Annotated in this window: 16 protein-coding genes and 1 pseudogene; 9 read left to right on the forward strand and 8 right to left on the reverse strand. The window is 69.3% G+C overall.

Features of this window, described 5'->3' with window-relative positions; all coding sequences use genetic code 11:
* The first annotated feature begins 40 nt into the window (after positions 1-40).
* Positions 41-613 carry a TetR/AcrR family transcriptional regulator gene (locus tag ABD255_RS07520; protein ID WP_344211237.1) on the forward strand — a complete coding sequence of 191 codons (573 nt, stop codon included), beginning with the start codon at positions 41-43 and terminating at the stop codon, positions 611-613.
* On the opposite strand, the pseudogene ABD255_RS43645 reads toward ABD255_RS07520, so the two are convergent.
* A pseudogene (locus ABD255_RS43645) lies at positions 610-687 on the reverse strand (hypothetical protein); the annotation flags it as partial. The gene ABD255_RS07520 and the pseudogene ABD255_RS43645 sit on opposite strands and share 4 nt — an antisense overlap.
* Before the next feature lie 50 nt (positions 688-737).
* On the opposite strand from ABD255_RS43645, the gene ABD255_RS07525 reads away from it, so the two are divergent.
* Entirely contained in the window at positions 738-944 is a 207-nt protein-coding gene (locus tag ABD255_RS07525; protein ID WP_344211239.1) for a hypothetical protein, read from the forward strand.
* Here ABD255_RS07525 and ABD255_RS07530 read toward each other — a convergent pair.
* From ABD255_RS07530 to ABD255_RS07545, 4 genes are all read right to left on the reverse strand, one after another.
* On the reverse strand, positions 919-1,866 hold the full coding sequence (locus ABD255_RS07530; protein ID WP_344211269.1) for an RNA polymerase subunit sigma-70: 948 nt from the start codon (positions 1,864-1,866) through the stop codon (positions 919-921). The genes ABD255_RS07525 and ABD255_RS07530 overlap by 26 nt on opposite strands.
* Before the next feature lie 80 nt (positions 1,867-1,946).
* The gene (locus ABD255_RS07535; RefSeq protein ID WP_344211241.1) at positions 1,947-3,545 is read right to left on the reverse strand and encodes an ABC-F family ATP-binding cassette domain-containing protein; all 1,599 of its coding nucleotides are present in this window, start codon (positions 3,543-3,545) and stop codon (positions 1,947-1,949) included.
* Between the two features lie 114 nt (positions 3,546-3,659).
* Complete coding sequence (locus tag ABD255_RS07540; protein WP_344211243.1) at positions 3,660-5,048, reverse strand: ATP-binding protein; 1,389 nt, start codon at positions 5,046-5,048, stop codon at positions 3,660-3,662.
* 35 nt (positions 5,049-5,083) lie between these two features.
* Positions 5,084-5,767, reverse strand: coding sequence for a response regulator (locus ABD255_RS07545; RefSeq protein WP_344211245.1), 684 nt, complete (start codon positions 5,765-5,767; stop codon positions 5,084-5,086).
* Positions 5,768-5,934: 167 nt separating this feature from the next.
* Between ABD255_RS07545 and ABD255_RS07550 the strand changes: the two genes are divergently transcribed.
* Genes ABD255_RS07550 through ABD255_RS07570 form a run of 5 tightly spaced genes read left to right on the forward strand, consistent with a single transcriptional unit; the run spans position 5,935 to position 11,627 of the window.
* A complete protein-coding gene (locus tag ABD255_RS07550) occupies positions 5,935-7,737 on the forward strand; it encodes an ABC transporter substrate-binding protein (RefSeq protein WP_344211247.1) in 1,803 nt (600 codons plus the stop codon).
* A 4-nt stretch (positions 7,738-7,741) separates the two neighbouring features.
* Positions 7,742-8,722 carry an ABC transporter ATP-binding protein gene (locus ABD255_RS07555; RefSeq protein WP_344211249.1) on the forward strand — a complete coding sequence of 327 codons (981 nt, stop codon included), beginning with the start codon at positions 7,742-7,744 and terminating at the stop codon, positions 8,720-8,722.
* A complete protein-coding gene (locus tag ABD255_RS07560; protein ID WP_344211251.1) occupies positions 8,719-9,735 on the forward strand; it encodes an ABC transporter ATP-binding protein in 1,017 nt (338 codons plus the stop codon). The genes ABD255_RS07555 and ABD255_RS07560 overlap by 4 nt, the downstream gene beginning before the upstream one ends.
* The gene (locus tag ABD255_RS07565; RefSeq protein ID WP_344211253.1) at positions 9,732-10,655 is read left to right on the forward strand and encodes an ABC transporter permease; all 924 of its coding nucleotides are present in this window, start codon (positions 9,732-9,734) and stop codon (positions 10,653-10,655) included. Before ABD255_RS07560 ends, ABD255_RS07565 begins: the two co-directional genes overlap by 4 nt.
* A 12-nt stretch (positions 10,656-10,667) precedes the next feature.
* On the forward strand, positions 10,668-11,627 hold the full coding sequence (locus tag ABD255_RS07570) for an ABC transporter permease (RefSeq protein WP_344211255.1): 960 nt from the start codon (positions 10,668-10,670) through the stop codon (positions 11,625-11,627).
* A 265-nt stretch (positions 11,628-11,892) separates the two neighbouring features.
* Here the strand turns inward: ABD255_RS07570 and ABD255_RS07575 are convergent, their stop codons facing one another.
* The 3 genes from ABD255_RS07575 to ABD255_RS07585 all read right to left on the reverse strand — a co-directional run bounded on the left by ABD255_RS07575 (position 11,893) and on the right by ABD255_RS07585 (position 17,407).
* Positions 11,893-12,708, reverse strand: a complete 816-nt coding sequence (locus ABD255_RS07575) for a helix-turn-helix transcriptional regulator (RefSeq protein WP_344211271.1) — start codon at positions 12,706-12,708, stop codon at positions 11,893-11,895.
* Positions 12,705-14,474 carry an ATP-binding protein gene (locus ABD255_RS07580; RefSeq protein WP_344211257.1) on the reverse strand — a complete coding sequence of 590 codons (1,770 nt, stop codon included), beginning with the start codon at positions 14,472-14,474 and terminating at the stop codon, positions 12,705-12,707. The genes ABD255_RS07575 and ABD255_RS07580 overlap by 4 nt, the downstream gene beginning before the upstream one ends.
* Positions 14,475-14,581: 107 nt before the next feature.
* A complete protein-coding gene (locus ABD255_RS07585; RefSeq protein ID WP_344211259.1) occupies positions 14,582-17,407 on the reverse strand; it encodes a tetratricopeptide repeat protein in 2,826 nt (941 codons plus the stop codon).
* A gap of 121 nt (positions 17,408-17,528) precedes the next feature.
* On the opposite strand from ABD255_RS07585, the gene ABD255_RS07590 reads away from it, so the two are divergent.
* Together ABD255_RS07590 and ABD255_RS07595 are read left to right on the forward strand one after the other, a co-directional pair.
* Complete coding sequence (locus ABD255_RS07590; protein WP_344211261.1) at positions 17,529-17,987, forward strand: DUF3574 domain-containing protein; 459 nt, start codon at positions 17,529-17,531, stop codon at positions 17,985-17,987.
* Positions 17,987-19,063 carry a peptidoglycan recognition protein family protein gene (locus ABD255_RS07595; protein WP_344211263.1) on the forward strand — a complete coding sequence of 359 codons (1,077 nt, stop codon included), beginning with the start codon at positions 17,987-17,989 and terminating at the stop codon, positions 19,061-19,063. The genes ABD255_RS07590 and ABD255_RS07595 overlap by 1 nt, the downstream gene beginning before the upstream one ends.
* The last annotated feature ends 80 nt before the right edge of the window (positions 19,064-19,143 follow it).

Raw genomic sequence — 19,143 nt, forward strand, 5'->3', positions numbered from 1 at the left:
GTCCTTGATTGTCAACGAGACGAACCGTATCGTCTCGTTTGTGAAGAGTCCAGACAGCAACCGCCGCAGCGACCGGGCCCGAACGGCGATCCTGGCCGCCGCCACCGCGTCCGTCGCGGAGATCGGCTATGCCAAAACCACGATCGAGGGCATTGCCGGGCGGGCCGGAGTCGGCAAGCAGACGATCTACCGCTGGTGGTCGTCCAAGGGTGCGGTCGTCCTGGACGCCTTGCTGGCGGAGCAGGCCGAGATCGAACTGCCCGACACCGGCGACTTCACCGCCGACCTCAGAACGGTGCTGCGGGCAACGGTCGACGAATTCGCCGACCCGGGGATCTCCGCCACGCTGCGAGCGCTGATGATCGACATGCAGAACGATCCCGCCCTCAGCGAGAGGGTGATGGAGCGCATGCTCGGACCACAACTCGACGCGACCAAACGCCGCCTGGAATCCGCTCAGGAAGCCGGGCAGATCTCCGCCGATCTCGACCTCGACGTCGCGGTGGAGATGTTCTTCGGGCCGATCTACCACCGCTGGATCCTGCAGACGATGCCTCTCGACCGCGCCTACGCCGACAGCCTGACCACACTCGCCGTTCGGGCCCTGGGCTAGGAATTGGTCTTGCGGCTGCGATAGGCGGCCGACGCCATCCGGTCGTTGCAGAGTTCGCAGCAGTAGCGGCGTCGGTTCGCCTTCGTCCGATCGACATAGACGCAGCGACAGGGATCGCCCGCGCATGTCCGACCTGATCGTCCACCGAGCCGGCCGCGAACACCCGATACAACCGATCCCGTACTGCGCGCACCCGCTCGAGGTCGTCGCCGACCAGCCCGAGCGCCGTCCAGGTGGCGTACCAGAGCTTGCTCGCGCAGCCGGGCGTGGATCCGCGGCGGACGGCGGTGATCGGCTCAGCTGGGTCAGCGACCAGCTGGGACTTCGGTAGGAAAGCCGAACACCGGAAGCAGGCCCGGGTCACCGAAAACGGTGATCCGGGCGATCCCGTCCTCCGCGAGCGTCAGCACCGCGATCCCGTACGCCTCGTGCACCCCCTCCCCCGTACGCCGGTACGCCGCCGCCGCGGGTTGCCCGTTCGCCCGGGTCGGGAACATCCGCCATTCCCCGGGCGACCCGAGCGCGTAGTCGGTGAGGCACGGCAGGCAGGTCCGGAGCCCCGCGAACCACGTCCGCGACGGCGTGAGCTCGAGCACCAGATCACCGCGGAGCACCTTCTCCAGCGCGGCCGCGTCCGAGTTCTCGAAGGCGGCGAGGTAGGCGTCGAGGAGTTCCTGGGCGCGCGCGTCCGAGGGCTCGGTGATCTTGTCGCGATCCGACTCCAGCTCGGCGAGTTTCGCTCTGGCCCGTTGCAGGCTGCTCTTCACCGCCGGCACGCTGAGCTGCAGCATCTCGGCCACTTCGCTCGCGGAGAAGGCGAGCACCTCACGCAGTACCAGGACGGCTCGTTGTTGCGGCGGCAGGTGCTGCAGGCTGACGATCAGCGCCAGCCGCAGGTTGTCGCGCTCGGCCACGATGTCGGCGGGGTCGGCCGGGATCGGCTGGATCCACCGGGTGCCCGGGGCGGCGAACTCGAGCGGAGCGTGCGGATCCTCACCGGGAGCACCGAGGCCCGACGGCAGGTACCGTCGATCGCGATGCTGGAGCGCGGACAGGCAGGCATTGGTGGCGATCCGGTAGAGCCAGGTCCGCACCGAGGCCCGGCCCTCGAACGTCCCCCACCCCCGCCAGGCGCGCAGATAGACCTCCTGGACGAGATCCTCGGCGTCGTCCACCGACCCCACCATCCGGTAGCAGTGCGCGAGCAACTCCCGCCGGAACCCCTCGGTCGCCGCTGCGAAATCCTCCGACATCGCCACCCGCACAGTCTGCCTCCGTCCGTGGACATTCTTCGTCGTGAAGGCAGACCGTGCGGCGGTCCGAAAGGAATCGGTCAGGCCAGCGACACCAGGTCCAGGTAGTCGTCGGTCCACAGATCCTCGGTGGCGTCCGGCAGCACCAGCACCCGGTCGGGGCGGAGTGCCTCGATGGCGCCCTCGTCGTGGGTGACCATGACGATCGCGCCCGGGTAGCCGCCGACCGCGCCGAGCACCTCGTCCCGCGAGGCCGGGTCGAGGTTGTTCGTCGGTTCGTCGAGAAGCAGCACGTTCGCGCCTGAGTGAACCAGCCCGGCCAGCGCCAGCCGGGTCTTCTCGCCGCCCGACAGCACAGACGCAGGCTTGTCCGCGTCGTCCCCACTGAACAGGAACGACCCCAGCACGTTCCGTACCTCGCCGTCCGTCAGCCCGGGCGCGACGGACGCCAGGTTCTGCCGGACCGTACCGGCCAGGTCCAGCGTGTCGTGCTCCTGCGCGAAGTACCCGAGCCGCAGCCCGTGACCGGCGACCACCCGTCCCGAGTCCGGCTGCTCGCGCCCTGCCAACAGACGAAGCAGCGTGGTCTTCCCGGCGCCGTTCAGCCCGAGGATGACCACCCGGCTCCCCCGGTCGATAGCCAGGTCGACGCCCTTGAGCACCTGCAGCCCGCCGTACGCCTTGGTCAGGGCGATCGCGCTGAGCGGAGTACGGCCTGACGGCGCGGGCTCGGGCAGCCTGATGCGAGCGACCCGGGCGGATCGGCGTACGGGCTCGAGGTCGGAGAGCAGCTTGTCCGCCCGGCGCGCCATGTTGCGTGCGGCAACAGCCGTGGTGGCGCCGGCGCGCATCTTGTCCGCCTGTGCGTGCAGCACCGCGGCCTTCCGCTCGGCCGTACTGCGTTCCCGCGCGCGCCGCCGCTCGTCGGTCTCCAACTGGTCCAGATACTTCTTCCAGCCGGTGTTGTGAACGTCGATCGTGGTGCGCTGCGGGTCCAGGTGGAACACCCGGTTGACCGTGGCCGCGAGCAGGTCCCGGTCGTGACTGATCACCACGAGCCCGCCTGGGTAGCCGAGCAGGAACGACCGCAGCCAGACGACGGAATCGGCGTCGAGGTGGTTGGTCGGCTCGTCGAGCAGCAAGGTGTCGTGCTCGGCGAACAGGATCCGCGCCAACTCGACCCGGCGTCGCTGGCCGCCCGAGAGTTCCCCGACCGGCTGGTCGAGAGCTCGGGCCGGGAGTCCGACCCCGGCCGCCAGCCGAGCCGCCTCCGCTTCTGCCGCGTAGCCGCCGCCTGCCTGGAACTGCGTCTCGGCCCGCGCGTACGCGGCCATTGCGCGCTCCTGAGCCTCACCGACGGCACTGCTCATCGCCGCCTCAGCGTCCCGCAGCCGCCGTACTGCGACGTCCAGGCCGCGGGCGGACAGGATCCGGGCCGTCACGGTGACGGCTGGATCGGCAGCCCGCGGATCCTGCGGCAGGTAGCCGACCGACCCGGGGGCGGTGATCGTGCCGGTCGCCGGACGGTCCTCGCCCGCCAGTGCCTTCAGCAAGGTGGTCTTGCCCGCACCGTTCCGGCCGACGAGCCCGATGCGGTCGCCGGGGCTGATGTGGAAGGACAGGTCGGACAACAGCAGGTGGGCGCCGACGCGAATATCTACACCGCGAACGGTGATCATGATGGTTACTCTCCGTGGTAGCAAGTGGACGCACTTCTGGTGGGGAAGCGGGTCCGCAGCTAGACACAGAGGCAAGTAGCCATGGAACGAGAGTAGAGCGGGACCGAGCAGCCGTCAGCTGATTTTCGCCGGCAGCTCGATGATGAAGCGGGCGCCGCCTTCGGGGCGGTCCTTGACCCGGATGGTGCCGTGGTGCCACTCGACGTGTCGGGCGACGATCGCCAGGCCCAGGCCGATCCCACCCCGCCGCCCGTCGGCCTGGGTGTTGCCGCGGCCGAAGCGCTCGAAGATGCGTTCGCGGTCGGCCTCCGGAACCCCCGGCCCCGCGTCGTCGACGTACACGATCACGCCCTTGCCGCCGGCCCGCACGCTGACGCCCTTGCAGCCGTCGGCGTGCTCCTCGGCGTTCTCGACCAGGTTCGCGATCACCCGTTCGAGCCGCCGCTTGTCGGCCTCCATGGTCAGGTCGACCGCGTCCGGGGAGACATCGGTGATCTCCCGGCCGGCGGTCGCGTCGGCGGCGGCCCGGACCAGGTCCGCGATCCGCACCGTCTCCCGGGTGCCCTCGTCACCGCCGTCGTCGCGGGAGATCTCCAGCAGGTCGATCACCAGCCGGCGAAAGCGGTCCAGGTCGTCGCCGAGCAGTTCGACCGGCTCGCGGACGGCCGGCGGCAGTTCGCCGCGGTGGTTCTGGATCAACTGCATCGAGTTCATCATCGTCATCAGCGGAGTGCGCAACTCGTGACTGACGTCGCCGGCGAACCGCGCGTCCGCGACCACCCGCTTCTCCAGCGCCGCCGCCGTCTGGTTGAAGGAACGGGCCAGGCCGCCCAGATCAGGGTCGTCCTCCGACTCCAGCCGGGCGTTGAGCTGACCCCGGGCGACGGCCGCGGCGACCTGGGTCAGTTCGCCCAGCGGCCGCAGGGCGACCGTGCTCGCGAGCCGGCCGATCGCCAGACCGAGCAGGGCGGTCACGGCCGCCGCGAGAATCAGCGTGAGTTTCAGCATGCTCAGGGTCTTGTCGAGCCCGGTCAGCGGATGCCACTCGAAGAACGCCTCACCCGGCTGCGCCATCGGTACTCCGACCGCCAGCACCGGCCGGCCCGCGGTGACCACCCGGCGGTGCACTTGTTCACCACCCTGGACCGCCGCCACCATGTCCGCCGGAAGCTCGTCCGGACGACCGGTCGCGGAGTACCACTGGCCGTCGTAGAAGACCATCGAGGCGGCCGAGTCGGTGGAGGGCAGCGAGCTCACCAGTCGCGTCACCTTGTCCGCCGGCAGCGGCGCCTCGGTCGCGCACTCGGTGTCGGTGCGGCGGCGGATGGGCGGGCACGTGGGCGTCGGTCCGTACAGTGCGTAGTGCAGCGTCGCGGCGTTGTCCGACGTCTCCACGACGGCCGACGAGATCCGCTGCTCGGTGAGGTAGTTCGAGAGCACGTCGTAGACCACCAGGGCGAGCACGCCGGACAGGCACAGCGCCAGCAGGCCGTAGGCAAACATGACCCGATCGCGCAGGCCGATCCGTCGCGGCAAGGTCAGCTCACCAGTCGGTAGCCCAGACCGCGGGCGGTGACGAGGTGCTTGGGGCTGGCCGGGTCCCGCTCGATCTTCAGCCGTAGCCGGCGGATGTGGACGTCGACGATCCGGCTGTCCCCGAAGTACCCGTAGCCCCAGACCTTCGACAACAGGTGCTCGCGGCTGCAGACCCTGCCCTCCGCGCCGGCCAACTCGACCAGCAGCTTGAACTCGGTCCGGGTCAGCGGCAGCACCACGCCGTCGCGGACCACCTCCGAGGCCTTCACGTCGATCTCCAGGTCGCCGACGACGAACAGGTCCGTCGCCGGGGTGCTGGCCGGTTCCACCCGGCGGAGGAGCGCCCGGATCCGGGCCGACAGTTCCTTGGCGACCAGCGGCTTCGTCACGTAGTCGTCGGCACCCGCCTCCAGCCCGGCGACGACGTCATGGCTGTCGGTCCGCGCCGTCACCATGATCACCGGCACGTCGCTGGTCCGCCGGATCTCCCGGCAGACGGTGAACCCGTCGCGATCCGGCAGCATCAGGTCGAGCAGGATCACGTCCGGTGGTTGCCGGCGGAGCGCGTTCAGCGCGTCCAGGCCGTTCGCCGCCTCGGACACCTCGTAGCCCTCGTCCTCCAGGGCAAGCCGCAGTACCCGCCGGATGCGCGGTTCGTCATCGACCAACAGCAAGCTGTGCGCCACAGGGTCAAGTGTCGCTCGTGAGAGGGCGATCACCAGGTGACGTCCGTCATGAATTCGTCATCTGCCCGCGTGCGCTCGATGACAAGGCCTTGACGCTTGCGTGACCGGCCGCCCAGTCCGGGCCGGCAGTCCTAGCTTCGGCCGTATCACGTCTCCGAGGAGGACCAATGGCCAGTACCGGAAGACGGCTCGCGGCCGCGACCATCGTCGCCGCCCTGAGCCTCACGCTGGCAGCCTGCAATTCCGACCAGGGAACCACATCCGGCGGCACAGGCGGCAAGGAGGGGAGTACTCCGGTCGCCGGCGGCACCCTGAACATGCTGGGCGCGGGCGATGTCGACTACATGGATCCCAACATCAGCTACTACTCCGTGGGGTACCTGAACCTGCGGTTGTGGAGCCGGCAGTTGTTCACCTACCCGGCCGAGCCGGGTGGCAAGAACACCAGCCCGGTCGCCGACCTGGCCACCGACATCCCGACCGCGGCCAACGGCGGCATCAGCGCGGACGGCAAGACCTACACGATCAAGATCCGGCCCGGCGCCAAGTGGAACACCAGCCCGGCCCGGCAGGTCACCGCGGCCGACATGGTCCGCGGCGTCAAGCGGACGGCGAATCCGGTGCAGCCGTTCGGCGGCATCCCCGACTTCGCCTCCCTGATCGTCGGGTACCAAACCTTCGCCGACGGCTTCGCCAAGGTTCCGAAGACGGCGGCGGCGATCGCCGGCTACGTCGAGAAGACGCCGTTGCCCGGGGTGGTGACCAAGGACGACACCACCGTGGTCTTCAAGCTCACCCAGCCGGCCACGTACTTCGTCGACATGTTGACGCTGACCGCCTTCTCGCCCGCCCCGGTCGAGGTGCAGAAGTATCTCCCGGGCAGCACCGAACTGGGCAAGAACCAGATCTCCGACGGCCCGTACAAGGTCGACTCCTGGGTGCCGACGAAGTCGATCACCTACTCCCGCAACCCCGCCTGGGACGCCTCCACCGATCCGGTCCGCAAGGCCTACGTGGACAAGATCGTGGTGAACCAGACCGTCACCCAGGACTCGGTCCAGCAGCAGTTGCAGACCGGCACGCCGAGCGCGGACCTCGAATGGGACGTGGCGCCGCCGCCGTCGCAACTGCCGGCCCTGATCGCCAAGAAGGACCCGAACCTGAGCATCGGCGACACCGCGGGCTCCAACCCGTACGTCATCTACAACACCGCGTCGCCGAACAACAACAAGGCGCTGGCCAACCCGAAGGTCCGCCAGGCGATCAGCTACGCGATCAACCGGGACCACGTCCTGCAGGTGCTCGGCGGTCCGACCCTCAACCCGCCGCTCACCCACGTACTGCCGGACGTGATCGTCGGCTCCAAGCCGAACGACCCCTACCCGTACGACCCGGACAAGGCCAAGCAGTTGCTCGCCGAGGCCGGCTATCCGAACCTGACGCTCAAGTTCCTCTACCGGAACGCGGCCGAGGGCAGCAGCAAGACCTTCCAGACGATCCAGCAGGACCTGTCCAAGGCGGGCATCACCGTCACCGGCGTGCCGTCGCCGAACGCGGACTTCTACGTGAAGTACCTGCAGGTGCCGAGCGTCGCCCAGCGCGGGGTCTGGGACCTGTCGCTGGCCGGCTGGGGCGCCGACTGGTACGGCAATGCCGCGCTGTCCTTCTTCAACCCGCTGTTCTCCGGCAAGCCGTCGTTCCCGCCGATCGGCAGCAACTTCGGCCTCTACGACGACCAGCAGACCAACGACCTGATCAAGCAGGCGATCGCGGCTCCGACCACCGACGCGGCGGCCGACCTGTGGGCCAAGGCAGACGCCCGGGTGATGGAGCAGGCGGCCTTCTACCCGCTCACCAACAACAAGCAGGCGAACTACCACGCCGAGCAGGTGAAGAACGCGGTGTACGTCCCGTCCCTGCAGAACTTCGATCCGGCGAACGTCTGGCTCGCCAAGGACAAGCAGGGCTGATCCGATGGCTCTGTTGGAGGTTCGGGATCTGAGGGTCTCGTTCGACACCCCGGACGGTATCGTCCGCGCCGTCCGGGGCCTGTCGTTCGGCATCGAACGCGGCCAGACGCTCGCCGTGGTCGGTGAGTCCGGCTCGGGCAAGAGCGTCGCCACCCAGACCATCACCGGTCTGACCCGCGGCGCGCGGGTCTCCGGTACGGCGTACTTCGACGGCACCGACCTGATCAGCGCGGACCAAGCGACGCTGCGGCGGCTCCGCGGCGCCGAGATCGCGATGATCTTCCAGGACCCGCTGTCCAGCCTGCACCCGCACTACCGGATCGGCTGGCAGATCGTCGAGATGATCCAGGCGCACGACCGGAGCATCTCCAAGCAGGCGGCCCGCCGCCGGGCCGCCGACCTGCTCACCCTGGTCGGCATCCCGCGGGCCTCGGAGCGGATCGACGACTACCCGCACCAGTTCTCCGGCGGGATGCGGCAGCGGGTGATGATCGCGATGGCGATGGCCCTCGACCCGGCGCTGCTGATCGCCGACGAACCGACCACCGCGCTGGACGTCACCGTGCAGGCCCAGGTGCTGAGCGTGATGCGCCGGCTGCAGGAGGAGTTCGGCACCGCGATCATCCTGATCACCCACGACCTCGGCGTGGTCGCGGAGATGTCGGACGAGGTGATCGTCATGTACGCCGGTGCGGTGATGGAGCGGGCGCCGCGCCGGGACATCTTCTATCGCAACCATCACCCTTATACCCAAGGCCTGCTGGCCTCGCTGCCGGCGCAGAGCGGGAAGCGGCTGACCCCGATCGCGGGGAGTCCGCCGAGCCTGATCAGCCTCCCGGCCGGCTGCCCGTTCGCCGCTCGGTGTCCGCACGTTTTCGACCGGTGCCGGGTGGAGACCCCGCCGCTGGCCGACGTACAGGGGGATCCTCGGCACCAGTCGGCCTGCTGGCTGGACCACGACGTGAGCGAGGCGGTGGCGTCATGACCGAAGAGCCGTTGGTGCGGGTGCAAGACGTCCGCAAGGAGTTCCCGACCCAGCGCAAGGAGGTGGTGCGCGCGGTCGACGGCGTCTCGCTCGAGGTGAAGCGCGGCGAGACGCTCGGGCTGGTCGGCGAGACCGGCTGCGGCAAGTCCACGCTGGCCCGCTGCATCGCCCGCCTGTACGACGTGACGTCGGGCTCGGTGTGGTTCGACGGGAAGGACCTGACCGGGCTGTCCCGCCGGGCGATGCGGCCGCTGCGCCGCGAGATCCAGATGATCTTCCAGGACCCGTACGGCTCGCTGAATCCCCGCCGCCGGGTCGGCTCGATCATCGGGGACCCGTTCGCCATCCACGGCATCTCGGCGGGGGCCGAGCGGAAGCGGAAGGTCCAGGACCTGATGGCGCTGGTCGGGCTGAATCCCGAGCACTACAACCGGTTCCCGGCCGAGTTCTCCGGCGGCCAGCGGCAGCGGATCGGGGTGGCCCGGGCGCTGGCGCTGCGACCGAAACTGGTGATCTGCGACGAGCCGGTGTCCGCGCTGGACGTGTCGATCCAGGCGCAGATCATCAACCTGCTGGCCGATCTGCAGCAGGAGTTCGACCTGACCTACGTGTTCATCTCCCACGACCTCTCGGTGGTCCGGCACGTCAGCGACCGGATCGCGGTGATGTACCTGGGCAAGCTCGTCGAGGTCTCCCCGACCGACGAGTTGTTCGGGCAGACCCGGCATCCGTACACCCGGGCGCTGCTGTCCGCGTTGCCCGTCGCGGATCCGGACACCGCCGACAGCCGCGAGCAGATCATCCTCACCGGTGACATTCCCTCGGCCACGAACCCGCCGGCCGGGTGCAGGTTCCACACCCGCTGCCCGAAGTCACAAGCTTCGTGCGCCGAGGCGGAGCCCGGGCTGGATCCCGCGTACCAGGACGACCCGGCGCACCGGACCGCCTGCTTCTTCCCGTTGCGGGTCGGCGAGGACCTGTCGGCCGCAGTACCGGAGTTGAGGGCGTCGTGACCGCCACGCTGGCGGCGATCGAGGCACCGGCCGAGGCGATCGAGGGGCGCAGCCCGCTGGTGCTGGCGATCGGCCGGCTGCGCCGGGACAAGGTGGCGATGATCTCGCTCGCGGTGATCGTGCTGATCGTGGCGATGGCGATCTTCGCGCCGGTGTTCGCCGCGGTCACCGGCCATCCGCCGAACGAGCAGTACCGCGACATCGGGCTGACGCCGGACGGGCTGCCGCGCGGACCGAACGGGACGTTCTGGCTCGGCACCGACGACCTCGGCCGGGACGTCCTGGTCCGGATCGCCTACGGGGCCAGGATCTCGCTGCTGGTCGGGGTGATCGCCACCGCCATCACCGTTGCCATCGGCATCGCTCTGGGGCTGGCCGCCGGGTTCCTCGGCGGCATCGTGGACACCGTCCTGGCCCGGCTGATCGACGTCGTGCTGTCGGTGCCGTTCCTGCTGGTGGCGATCGCTCTGGTCTCGGTGACCGGGCCGAGCCTGACCGTGACGGTGTTCGTGATCGGCTTCTTCAGTTGGGCGTCGGTGGCCCGGATCGTGCGCGGCCAGGTGCTGTCACTGCGGGAGCGGGAGTTCGTCGAGGCCGCGCGCTCGCTCGGCGCCGGCGACACCCGGATCATGTTCGTCGACGTGCTGCCGAACGTGCTGGCACCGGTGATCGTGTACACCACCCTGCTGATCCCGGTGGTGATCGTCACCCAGGCGACCCTCTCGTTCCTCGGGCTCGGCCTGCCGCCACCCACCGCCGACTGGGGCGGCATGATCAGCGCGTCGCAGAACTACTACACGACCGCCTGGTGGTTCATCTTCTTCCCCGGGATCGCCCTGCTCGTCACGACGCTCGCCTTCAACCTGTTCGGCGACAGCGTCCGCGACGCGTTCGATCCGCGGGCCGATCGGCAGCGCTGAGGAGGTGTGGAGATGGTTCTGTTCCTGATCCGCCGGGTCGGTCACGGCCTGCTGGTGCTGTGGCTGATCTCGCTGGCCGTCTTCGGGTTGTTCTTCGTTGCGCCTAGCAACGTCGCGCAGTCGCTGGCCGGCCGGCAGGCGACACCGGAGACGATCGCGGCGATCAAGCAGCGGCTCGGCCTCGATCTGCCGGTGTGGAAGCAGTACCTGAACTTCGTCGAGAACGCGCTGCACGGCAACCTGGGCTACGACTACTACCACCAGGTGCCGGTCACCAACATCATCGGCCAGGCGCTGCCGATCACGGTCTCGCTGGCACTCGGGGCGGCCGTGCTCTGGCTGCTGCTCGGCGTGTTCAACGGGGTGATCTCGGCCGTGCACCCGCGCTCACTCGCCGATCGCGGCCTGACCCTGTTCTCGTTGTTCTTCTACTCGTTCCCGTCGTTCCTGCTCGGCCTGCTGCTCCTGTACTTCCTGTACTTCCAGCTCACCCTCGCCGGATACAAGTGGTTCCCGGCCGGCGGCTACAGCGGCATCACCCAGGGCCTGGGGGCTTGGGTGCAGCATCTGGTGCTGCCGTGGATCGCGCTCGCGCTGCTGCTCGCGGCGACGTACACGCGGCTGACGCGTGGGGCGATGCTCGATGTGCTGGGTGAGGACTACATCCGGACGGCGCGCTCGAAGGGGATCCGGGAGAGCCGGGTGATCGTGCGGCACGGTCTGCGCAGCGCGCTGACGCCGGTGGTCACCCAGTTCGGCATCGATCTCGGGCAGTTGATCGGCGGGGTGGTCGTGATCGAGACAGTGTTCAGCCTGCCGGGGCTGGGCCAGACCGCGATCGTGGCGATCAACCAGCAGGATCTCCCGGTGATCATCGGCATCGTCCTGTTCGCCTCCGCGGCCGTCGTGGTCTCCAACATCCTGGTCGACATCGTGTACGCCGTACTGGATCCACGAGTGCGGCTGCACTAGGCCCGCGGTCGCCTGATCCGGGTGGGCGGCCGCTTCGATCTGGGCAGTCCTTGCCGATGAGCCGACCGCGCGTTCCGCCGTACAAAAGGGTTACCGGCCTCCGTCTCGGGGGGCCGGGAACCTTTTCAGGAAACTGCCGAGATCTACTCGCCGGATGTCCACACCCGCCTACGTGCGATCAAGCACCAGGTAGACCCCCGCGCAGTGATCCGCAGCAACCACCCCCTCACCTGACAACACAAGCGGCCGCCCGCCGCCGACCGGCTCAGGCTGGTTGGCGGTGGGCGGTTTGCTGGATGTTCAGGGTTTTGCCGATGGTGGCTGCTTCGCGGCGGGTGCGGGCGTTGAGGCGGGAGAGGACGGCGGAGACGTGGTGGTCGACTGTGCGCACCGAGACGACCAGTTTCTCGGCGATCTCGGCGTTGGTGTGTCCCTCGACCAGGAGAAGCAGTACGTCGAGTTGGCGGTCGGTGAGGCCTGCGGGGTTGTTTCGCGAGCTGGCCTGGACGCCGCGGGGGATGCGGCTCACCCCCAGCTTCTTGAGCCGGCGCCGTACGAGGGAGGCAGCCGGTGACGCACCCAGGTGGAGGAGCATCTGTAGACCTTCCAGCATTGACTCCCGCTGCCCCGACTCCGCCAGTCCGAGAGCCAGTTCGTACGGCGTGTCCTCCCACGGGTCGCCGTGCTCCAGCTTCGGGCACGGGGGTGCATCGCCGGTGGACCAGGCGGCGGTGGCACCGGCCAGAGCCAGGTAGCGGGAGAGTTCGCGATAGGCCGGAGCCCGCAACGACTCCTCGGTGAACTCGTCGCAGATCGCGTCCACGATCTCCGGCCGATCGTTCAGCCACGCCCACTCGACGTACCCCGTCGCCGCATAGGCATGACCGAGCACGGACCGCTGCTGCCGAGCCCGGTCCCACGCTTCGGCAAGGAGGGCTTCGGCTCCGGCCTCGCCCTTGCGCGCCAGGACCCGGCCGAGACTCGACATGCTGAGCACCGAGAGCATGCCCGGCTCGTCCACGGTCTCGATCAGCCGGCGCAGGTGCTCCTCCGCCGCGGAGAGCTCGCCCCGGCGCATCATGAGCAGCGCCCGGTGCGTCTCGAGGTTGTAGATGTGCGAGCCGAAGCCGCGCTCCCGGGTGAACTCCAGCCCTGCCGCCACGGTCTCCTCGAGCTCGTCCCAGCGGCGTGCGCGGTACAGCATCTCGTGAGGTTCGTGTAACCCCGCGCGACGGCCTCGTAGTCGCCCGTGCTCAGGGCTGCGCCGATGCTGGCCTGGAGATTCTCCAGACCGCCCGGCTGGTCGAGATCGCACAGCGCGAGGCCGATGTAGTTCAGGCAGAGCGCGGCAAGGTCGGTACGCCCGGCCTCGATCGCCAGGCTGTGCGCGTGCTTCAGCGCCGGAATCGCCTCACGCGGCGATCCGGTCAGGACCAGCAACATGCCGCGGCACCCGACCGCCGCGGGCAGCACCTCATCGTTGCCTTGAGCCACTTCCAGGGCACGGTCGACCGCGGTCAGAGCGGCGTCCGTCTCGCCGGCCAAGTAGCAGTGTCTCGACTGCTGGATCAACGCCTCGGTCAGGAGCACCGGATCACCGAGCTGCTCGAACAGGTCGACGGCGTCCCGGCACCGCTCCACCGCTTCGGGGAACCGGTGCGCGATGTGGAGCTCCCACGCGTAACCGGCGAGCACCTGCGCGCGATCGGCCAGGGGCAGCTGGTCGGCGTAGGGGAAGACGGCTTCGTAGTGCGCCAGCGCCTGCCGGTGCGAGCCGGCCTTGGTCGCTTTGGCGGCAGCCACCGGCGCGTACTCGAGGATGGTCGGCACGTCACCCGCGCCGACAGCGTGATGCACGAGCGAGTAGAGCTCCCGGCCGACGTCGCAGCCGAGGATCAGCCGCACGATCGCCGCGTTCAGAGCCCGCCGCCGGATGGCCGGCAACGCCTGCTCGATCGCCCGGCGTGCCAACTCATGGCGGAACCGGACACCGTTAGCGTCGGTCTCCAGTACCCCGCGCTGCTCGGCCCGGGTGAGCGCGTCCAACCGGCCGTCCACCAGCGCTGCGATGTGGTCCATGTCGACCGGCATCGGCACGACCGACAATTGCTCGACCACGCTGACGCTCTCCGGATCCAGCGTGTGCAGCCGAGCCAGGGTCGCGTCGACCACCGTCACCGGTACTGCGTCCGCAGGCCCGGCGAGCGCCTCGGTCAGATAGAACGGGTTCCCGCCGGTCAGCCGGTACAACTCCTCGGCGTCCCGCCCCGAGCCGCCAGTGATCGACCTGACCGCCTCGACCGACAGCGGCTCCAGCCCGATCCGGACCACCGGTACGTCGGTCAACGCGCCAAGCAGCGCCCTGAGCGGATGCCGCGGATCGATCTCGTCGGCGCGATACGTCAGCACGAGGACAGCACGCACCTTCTGCAGGCGACGCGCCAAATACCGCAGCAGATCCAGGGTCGAGTCATCGGCCCAATGCACGTCCTCGACCACCAGGAGGGTCGGTTCGGGCCCGTCGAACTCACTGACGATCGCCTCGAACAGCGCGTCGGACTCCTCCTTCGCCAGCGCGACGTCCAGTGGTCCACCAGTCCCCCTGACCGCGTCCCGCAGCGGCTGCAACGGAGGCGGCGCCAGCATGTCGTCGCACGCACCCCGCAACACCCGGACCCCGGAACCTACCCGCCCCAATACTTCCCGGACGACGCTGGTCTTCCCCACCCCGGCCTCGCCGGTCACCAGCACCAACGAGCTCGCCCCTCGCTCAGCCGCCCGCACAGCACCGAGCAGTTCCTCCACTGCCCGGTCCCGCTCCCACAGCCGCCCCCGACCGTTCCGCACCACAGACCCCCTCTAGTCCAGACCAACACCCCACCCTCCCGGACCACGCTGTGGGAACCGCTAGGGGTCGCCAGTACTACGCCTCAACCACCTCCCCCGGATCGCGCCTACGGGCGGAGGAGGGCGGTGGTCTGCGGGGAGGGGGTCGTGTTGAGGTCCTCGGCCAGGAGGCTGCTCAGCAGCTTGTACTGGCGTACGGCCTGGGCGCGGTTGCCATGCGAAAGGTGCAACTGGATCAACGCCCGATGGGCCGGCTCCAGCAGAGGGTCATGGGCGATCGCCCGCTCGTAGAGGGCAATCGCCTCGGCGTCGCGACCAGTCGCCGCGTACTCCGAAGCCAGGGTGAACAAGGAGTCCTCGAAGAGTTGCCGGAGGGACTGGCGGCGGGTTTCGATCCAGGGCGATCCACCCAGATCGGTCAGGTAGTCGCCACCGTAGAGATCGATGGCGCGCTGCAGGTCGCCGGAAGTGACGGCCGACTCCAGATCGGTAACGTCGTAGCTGTGGTCGAGAGACCGGTTGAACTCGTATCTGCCCTTGCGGAACGTGATCCAGTCCGAGCGGCCGAGCGTTCGGCGGAGTTGGTGGAGGCAGCTGTGGAAGCTGTTGCGCAGCGACGTGGCCGAGGCGTCAGGCCAGAGCTCGGCGCCGATCTGGTCTTTCCGCACCGGACCGGAATCGAGCAGGTAGTAGAACAGCTCGCGCGGCTTCGCATAGCCCCAGTCGGCCGCGTCGAGGACAGTCTCGTTGCGACGGACCTCCGAAACCCCCAGTGCCAGGATCCCCAGCGGCTCGATCCGCGACTCCACGATCGTCACCGGCGCCGGCGACTTCCGCTCGATGCCCAGCAACGCGTCGAGGCCGAGCATCTCCCCCTCGGCCCAGTACCTCCGAAACTCCTCAGCAGGTACCGCGGTGCGGGCGGCCTCGAGAACTGAGGACACGTCGGCCGCCTCGACCGCGGGAACCGGTGTGCGGAGTTTCTCCCGGATCGAAGCGGCATGAGCGAGCAGCCGAACAGCCCGCGGTACGTCGGTGCGCGCGTGCGCGGTTGCCGCGAGCGCTTCCAGCAGGCTCGCCACTCGCCAGCGGTTGCCGGAGTCGGCATGCAGGCGGAGGCTCTCGTCGAGCAAACGGTCCGACTCGTCCAGTTCCCCATCGCGCCGAGCCTCGGCTCCCAGCAAGTGCAGCGACCACGCCAGTGTCGCGGTCTGACGGTTCGCCTCGCCTCGCCGGCGGGCCTCGGTCAGCAAGGTGCGCGCCACGAGCCGCTCGCCCCGGTAGTGCGCGACGGCGCCCAGCAGCATCGTCACCCAGCCGAGCCCTTCGCCATCACCATCGTGCTCGTACCGCGCCCGCGCCTCCCGGGCCAGGCTCCCCGCCTGGTCCAACTCGCCGGCCAGCAGCTCGCGCATACCTTGGAAATCAAGGGCTCGGGAGACCTTCGACTCGTCGCCGAGCTCCCGCCACAGCGCCAAACAGCGTTCACCCAGCCGTCTGGCCTCGGCATAGTCGCCCTGACGCATCGCGACGCCGCCGAGCCAGTTGAGCTCCATCGCCTCGCCGGTGCGATCCCCCGCCTCCCGGTACGCCGCAAACCCCTCACGCAGCCGGGTCTCGGCCAGCTCCGCGTCACCTTGCAGATGCGCCAATGTGCCAACAGCAACGAGGGCCTCCGCCCGCAACGCGTCGGGGAGCTCGCCGGGTAGCTGCAAGACCTCCTCTAGCCACGACCGCACTTCGCCGTACCGGCCGAGCAGGTAGCCGGCCCACCAGACCCCGACCGCGATCCGCGCCGCCGACTCGAGCTCGCCCGCATCGATGAACCACCGCAGGGCGCTCCGGATCGTCCGGCGTTCCTCGGTCAGTGTGTCGAGCCACTCCTGCTGCTCCTCGCCCCCGAGCTTCCTGGCAGCCCGCTCGACCAGCCGCAGCACGTACTGCGCCTGGCGCCGCGCGGGGCCGGGGTCCTCGCCAAGCTGGTGCGCCGCGTACTGCCGGACGATCTGCAGCAGCCGATACCGCACCTCGTCGCCCTGCTGGACCATCACCAGCGACCGGTTCACCAAGCGCGACAAGGCCTGCAGCACGTCCGCGTCGCCCAGCTCGGCGACCGCCTCCACCCCATCGATCGTGAAGCTCGCCGGGAACACCGCGAGCTGAGCCAGCAGCGCACGCTCGGGATCGTCCAGCAGTCGCCAACTCCAGTCGAGAGCACCACGCAGCGTCCGGTGCCGCGGCATCGCCTCGCGATCGCCGCCGGTGAGGACCCGCAGGCTGTCATCCAGCCGATCCGCGATCTGCGCGGGTGAGAGCGCCGGCACCCAGGCCGCGGCCAGTTCGATCGCGAGCGGCACCCCGTCGAGCCGCTCGCAGATCGACGCGATGTCAGCCGCGTTCGCCGCCGTCTGCTCGAACCCGTACGACGCCGCCTGGGCTCGCTCCACGAACAGCCGGACGGCGGCCTCGCCCAGCGGCGGGACCCGGAAGACGGACTCGCCCGGATTGCCCAACGCCTCCTGGCTGGTCGCCAGCACGGTCAACGACGGGCACGATCGCAGCAACCGCCGGACCAGCCGCGCGGCCGGACCGAGCAGGTGCTCGCAGTTGTCGATCACCAGCAGCAGCCGCGCGTCGGCGATCTTGCCGGCCACCGCCTCTTCAGTTGCCTCAGGCAACGCGAACGCCTCGGCAACAGCCGGCAGCACCGCCTCCGGCTCGGTCAGCTCGGCCAGACCGACCCACCAGACCCCACCCGGGTACGACGGGCGCAACCGCTCGGCCAGCGTCAACGCCAGCCTCGTCTTTCCCCCGCCGCCGGGCCCGGTCAACGTCAGCAGCCGCCGGCCGCCGAGGAGCCCGGCAAGCTCCGCCAACTCGGCCTCACGCCCCACGAAACTCGACAGCCGGACGGGGAGATGTCCCTCCGCCATCCGTTCAGACTAGTGCCCCGTGGGCAGAGGGAGCCTGCAATTAGGCAGTGGTTACCGATGCCCGGGCCTGTCATCGTCACTCAGAGTTGCTGCACCTTCTCAGAGAAAAGGATGCAGTCAGATGCCCAGAATTCTTCCTCGGCTCCTGGCCGGTGGCGCACTCATCGCGACCCTTGGTCTGACCACCGCGAACGCGTCGGCCCCGGCGAGCCCACAGGCCGGCTCGGTCAGCGACACCGCCGCGATGCAGCGCGCGCCCGGCACCACCTTCCTGCGGACCGAGCTGTACTTCGGCTCGCAGAAACCCAAGGGCCAGGTCACCGCGAGCCAGTTCGACTGGTTCGTCGACAAGGTGGTCACGCCGCGGTTCCCCGACGGGCTGACCCAACTCACCGGCAAGGGCCAGTTCCTCGGCTCGACCGGTCCGATCGAGGAGAAGTCGTTCGTCCTCGTCCTGCTCTACCCGGTCAACGACAAGGCGGCCAACCAGGAGATCGAGGAGATCCGGACCTCCTACAAGCTGCTGTTCCAGCAGGAGTCGGTGCTGCGGGCGGACAGCCGCGACCTGGTGTCGTTCTGATGCCGATGACCCGTCGCCGAGTACTACTCACCGCCATTGCCGCCGGAGCAGCCGGCGCGATTCAGCCCGGCGCGGCCCAGGCCGACAGCACCGACGGCGCAGCGGCCGGGATTCCCGAGACGCTCGCGTCCTTCTCCGGACCCGACCGTCTGATCGGCACACCGGACTTCCCGATCGGCCACGTCGGCATCAGCTGGACCGGCGCGCGCCTCGGCGGCTCGGTCCGCTTCCGGCATCCCCGCACCGGCTGGAGTCCCTGGCAGCCGTTGAAACCAGGCGACCCCTCAGGCAGCGGACGCCGTACCGCGTTGCTGCCCGCGGGTGGCGCCACGGCGTACCAGGTGGTTCCGCCGCCCGCGACGAATGACATCGAGACGGTCGCGATCAACACCACGGACGGCCCGATCGTCGCGCAGCCGGCCGCGAGCGAGCAGGTGAAGGGATTCCGGTTCGTCAGCCGGACCGGCTGGGGAGCGGACGAGAGCCTGCGCTTCGCCCCGGACGGCAGCGAGATCTTCCCGCAGGCGTACTTCGGGGTGCAGACCCTGACCGTGCACCACACCGTCACCGCGAACGTCGATCCGGATCCGGCCGCCACGGTGCGGGCGATCTACTTCTTCCACGCGGTCAGCGAGGACTTCGGCGACATCGGCTACCACCTGTTGATCGACCAGCAGGGCACGGTCTACGAGGGCCGGTACTCCGGGCCCGATCCGATCCCGGTGTTCCACGGCAGGGTCGGGGACGCACCCCGGATGTGCAACGCCGCGCACGTCGGCGGGTTCAACGCGGGGAACGTGGGGGTCTCATTGCTGGGCGACTTCACCACCACCCAGCCCACGCCGGCGGCCCGGACGAGCCTCGTCCGGGTACTCGCCGCGCTTGCTGGGTCCACCGGCGTCGACCCCCTCGGTCAGGTGAACTACGTGAACCCGATCAGCGGTGCCACCCGCACCGTGCCCGCGATCGCGGGCCACCGCAACTGGTCGGCCACGGCCTGCCCGGGCGACACGTTCTACCCGCGCCTGCCCGGCGTACGGGAGGACGTGAAGAGGTTGCTGGAGGCAACCGATTAGCCATCCCGAACAGGCGGACCGGCTAGTACTACAGCCGGAGTTCGTGATGTTCGGTTGAGTCGGTGATTTGGCGGTCTGGG

It is taken from the genome of Kribbella sancticallisti (assembly GCF_039530625.1).
GTDB classification, from domain to species: domain Bacteria; phylum Actinomycetota; class Actinomycetes; order Propionibacteriales; family Kribbellaceae; genus Kribbella; species Kribbella sancticallisti.

Bases quoted from the DNA above. Each gene is read 5' to 3' on its own strand.
- ABD255_RS07595 (WP_344211263.1), top strand. From the start codon at position 17,987: ATGCCGATGACCCGTCGCCGAGTACTACTCACCGCCATTGCCGCCGGA.
- ABD255_RS07550 (WP_344211247.1), top strand. From the start codon at position 5,935: ATGGCCAGTACCGGAAGACGGCTCGCGGCCGCGACCATCGTCGCCGCC.
- ABD255_RS07555 (WP_344211249.1), top strand. From the start codon at position 7,742: ATGGCTCTGTTGGAGGTTCGGGATCTGAGGGTCTCGTTCGACACCCCG.
- ABD255_RS07535 (WP_344211241.1), bottom strand. From the start codon at position 3,545: ATGATCACCGTTCGCGGTGTAGATATTCGCGTCGGCGCCCACCTGCTG.
- ABD255_RS07575 (WP_344211271.1), bottom strand. From the start codon at position 12,708: ATGATGCGCCGGGGCGAGCTCTCCGCGGCGGAGGAGCACCTGCGCCGG.
- ABD255_RS07525 (WP_344211239.1), top strand. From the start codon at position 738: ATGTCCGACCTGATCGTCCACCGAGCCGGCCGCGAACACCCGATACAA.
- ABD255_RS07530 (WP_344211269.1), bottom strand. From the start codon at position 1,866: ATGTCGGAGGATTTCGCAGCGGCGACCGAGGGGTTCCGGCGGGAGTTG.
- ABD255_RS07540 (WP_344211243.1), bottom strand. From the start codon at position 5,048: ATGTTTGCCTACGGCCTGCTGGCGCTGTGCCTGTCCGGCGTGCTCGCC.
- ABD255_RS07590 (WP_344211261.1), top strand. From the start codon at position 17,529: ATGCCCAGAATTCTTCCTCGGCTCCTGGCCGGTGGCGCACTCATCGCG.
- ABD255_RS07570 (WP_344211255.1), top strand. From the start codon at position 10,668: ATGGTTCTGTTCCTGATCCGCCGGGTCGGTCACGGCCTGCTGGTGCTG.
- ABD255_RS07560 (WP_344211251.1), top strand. From the start codon at position 8,719: ATGACCGAAGAGCCGTTGGTGCGGGTGCAAGACGTCCGCAAGGAGTTC.
- ABD255_RS07585 (WP_344211259.1), bottom strand. From the start codon at position 17,407: ATGGCGGAGGGACATCTCCCCGTCCGGCTGTCGAGTTTCGTGGGGCGT.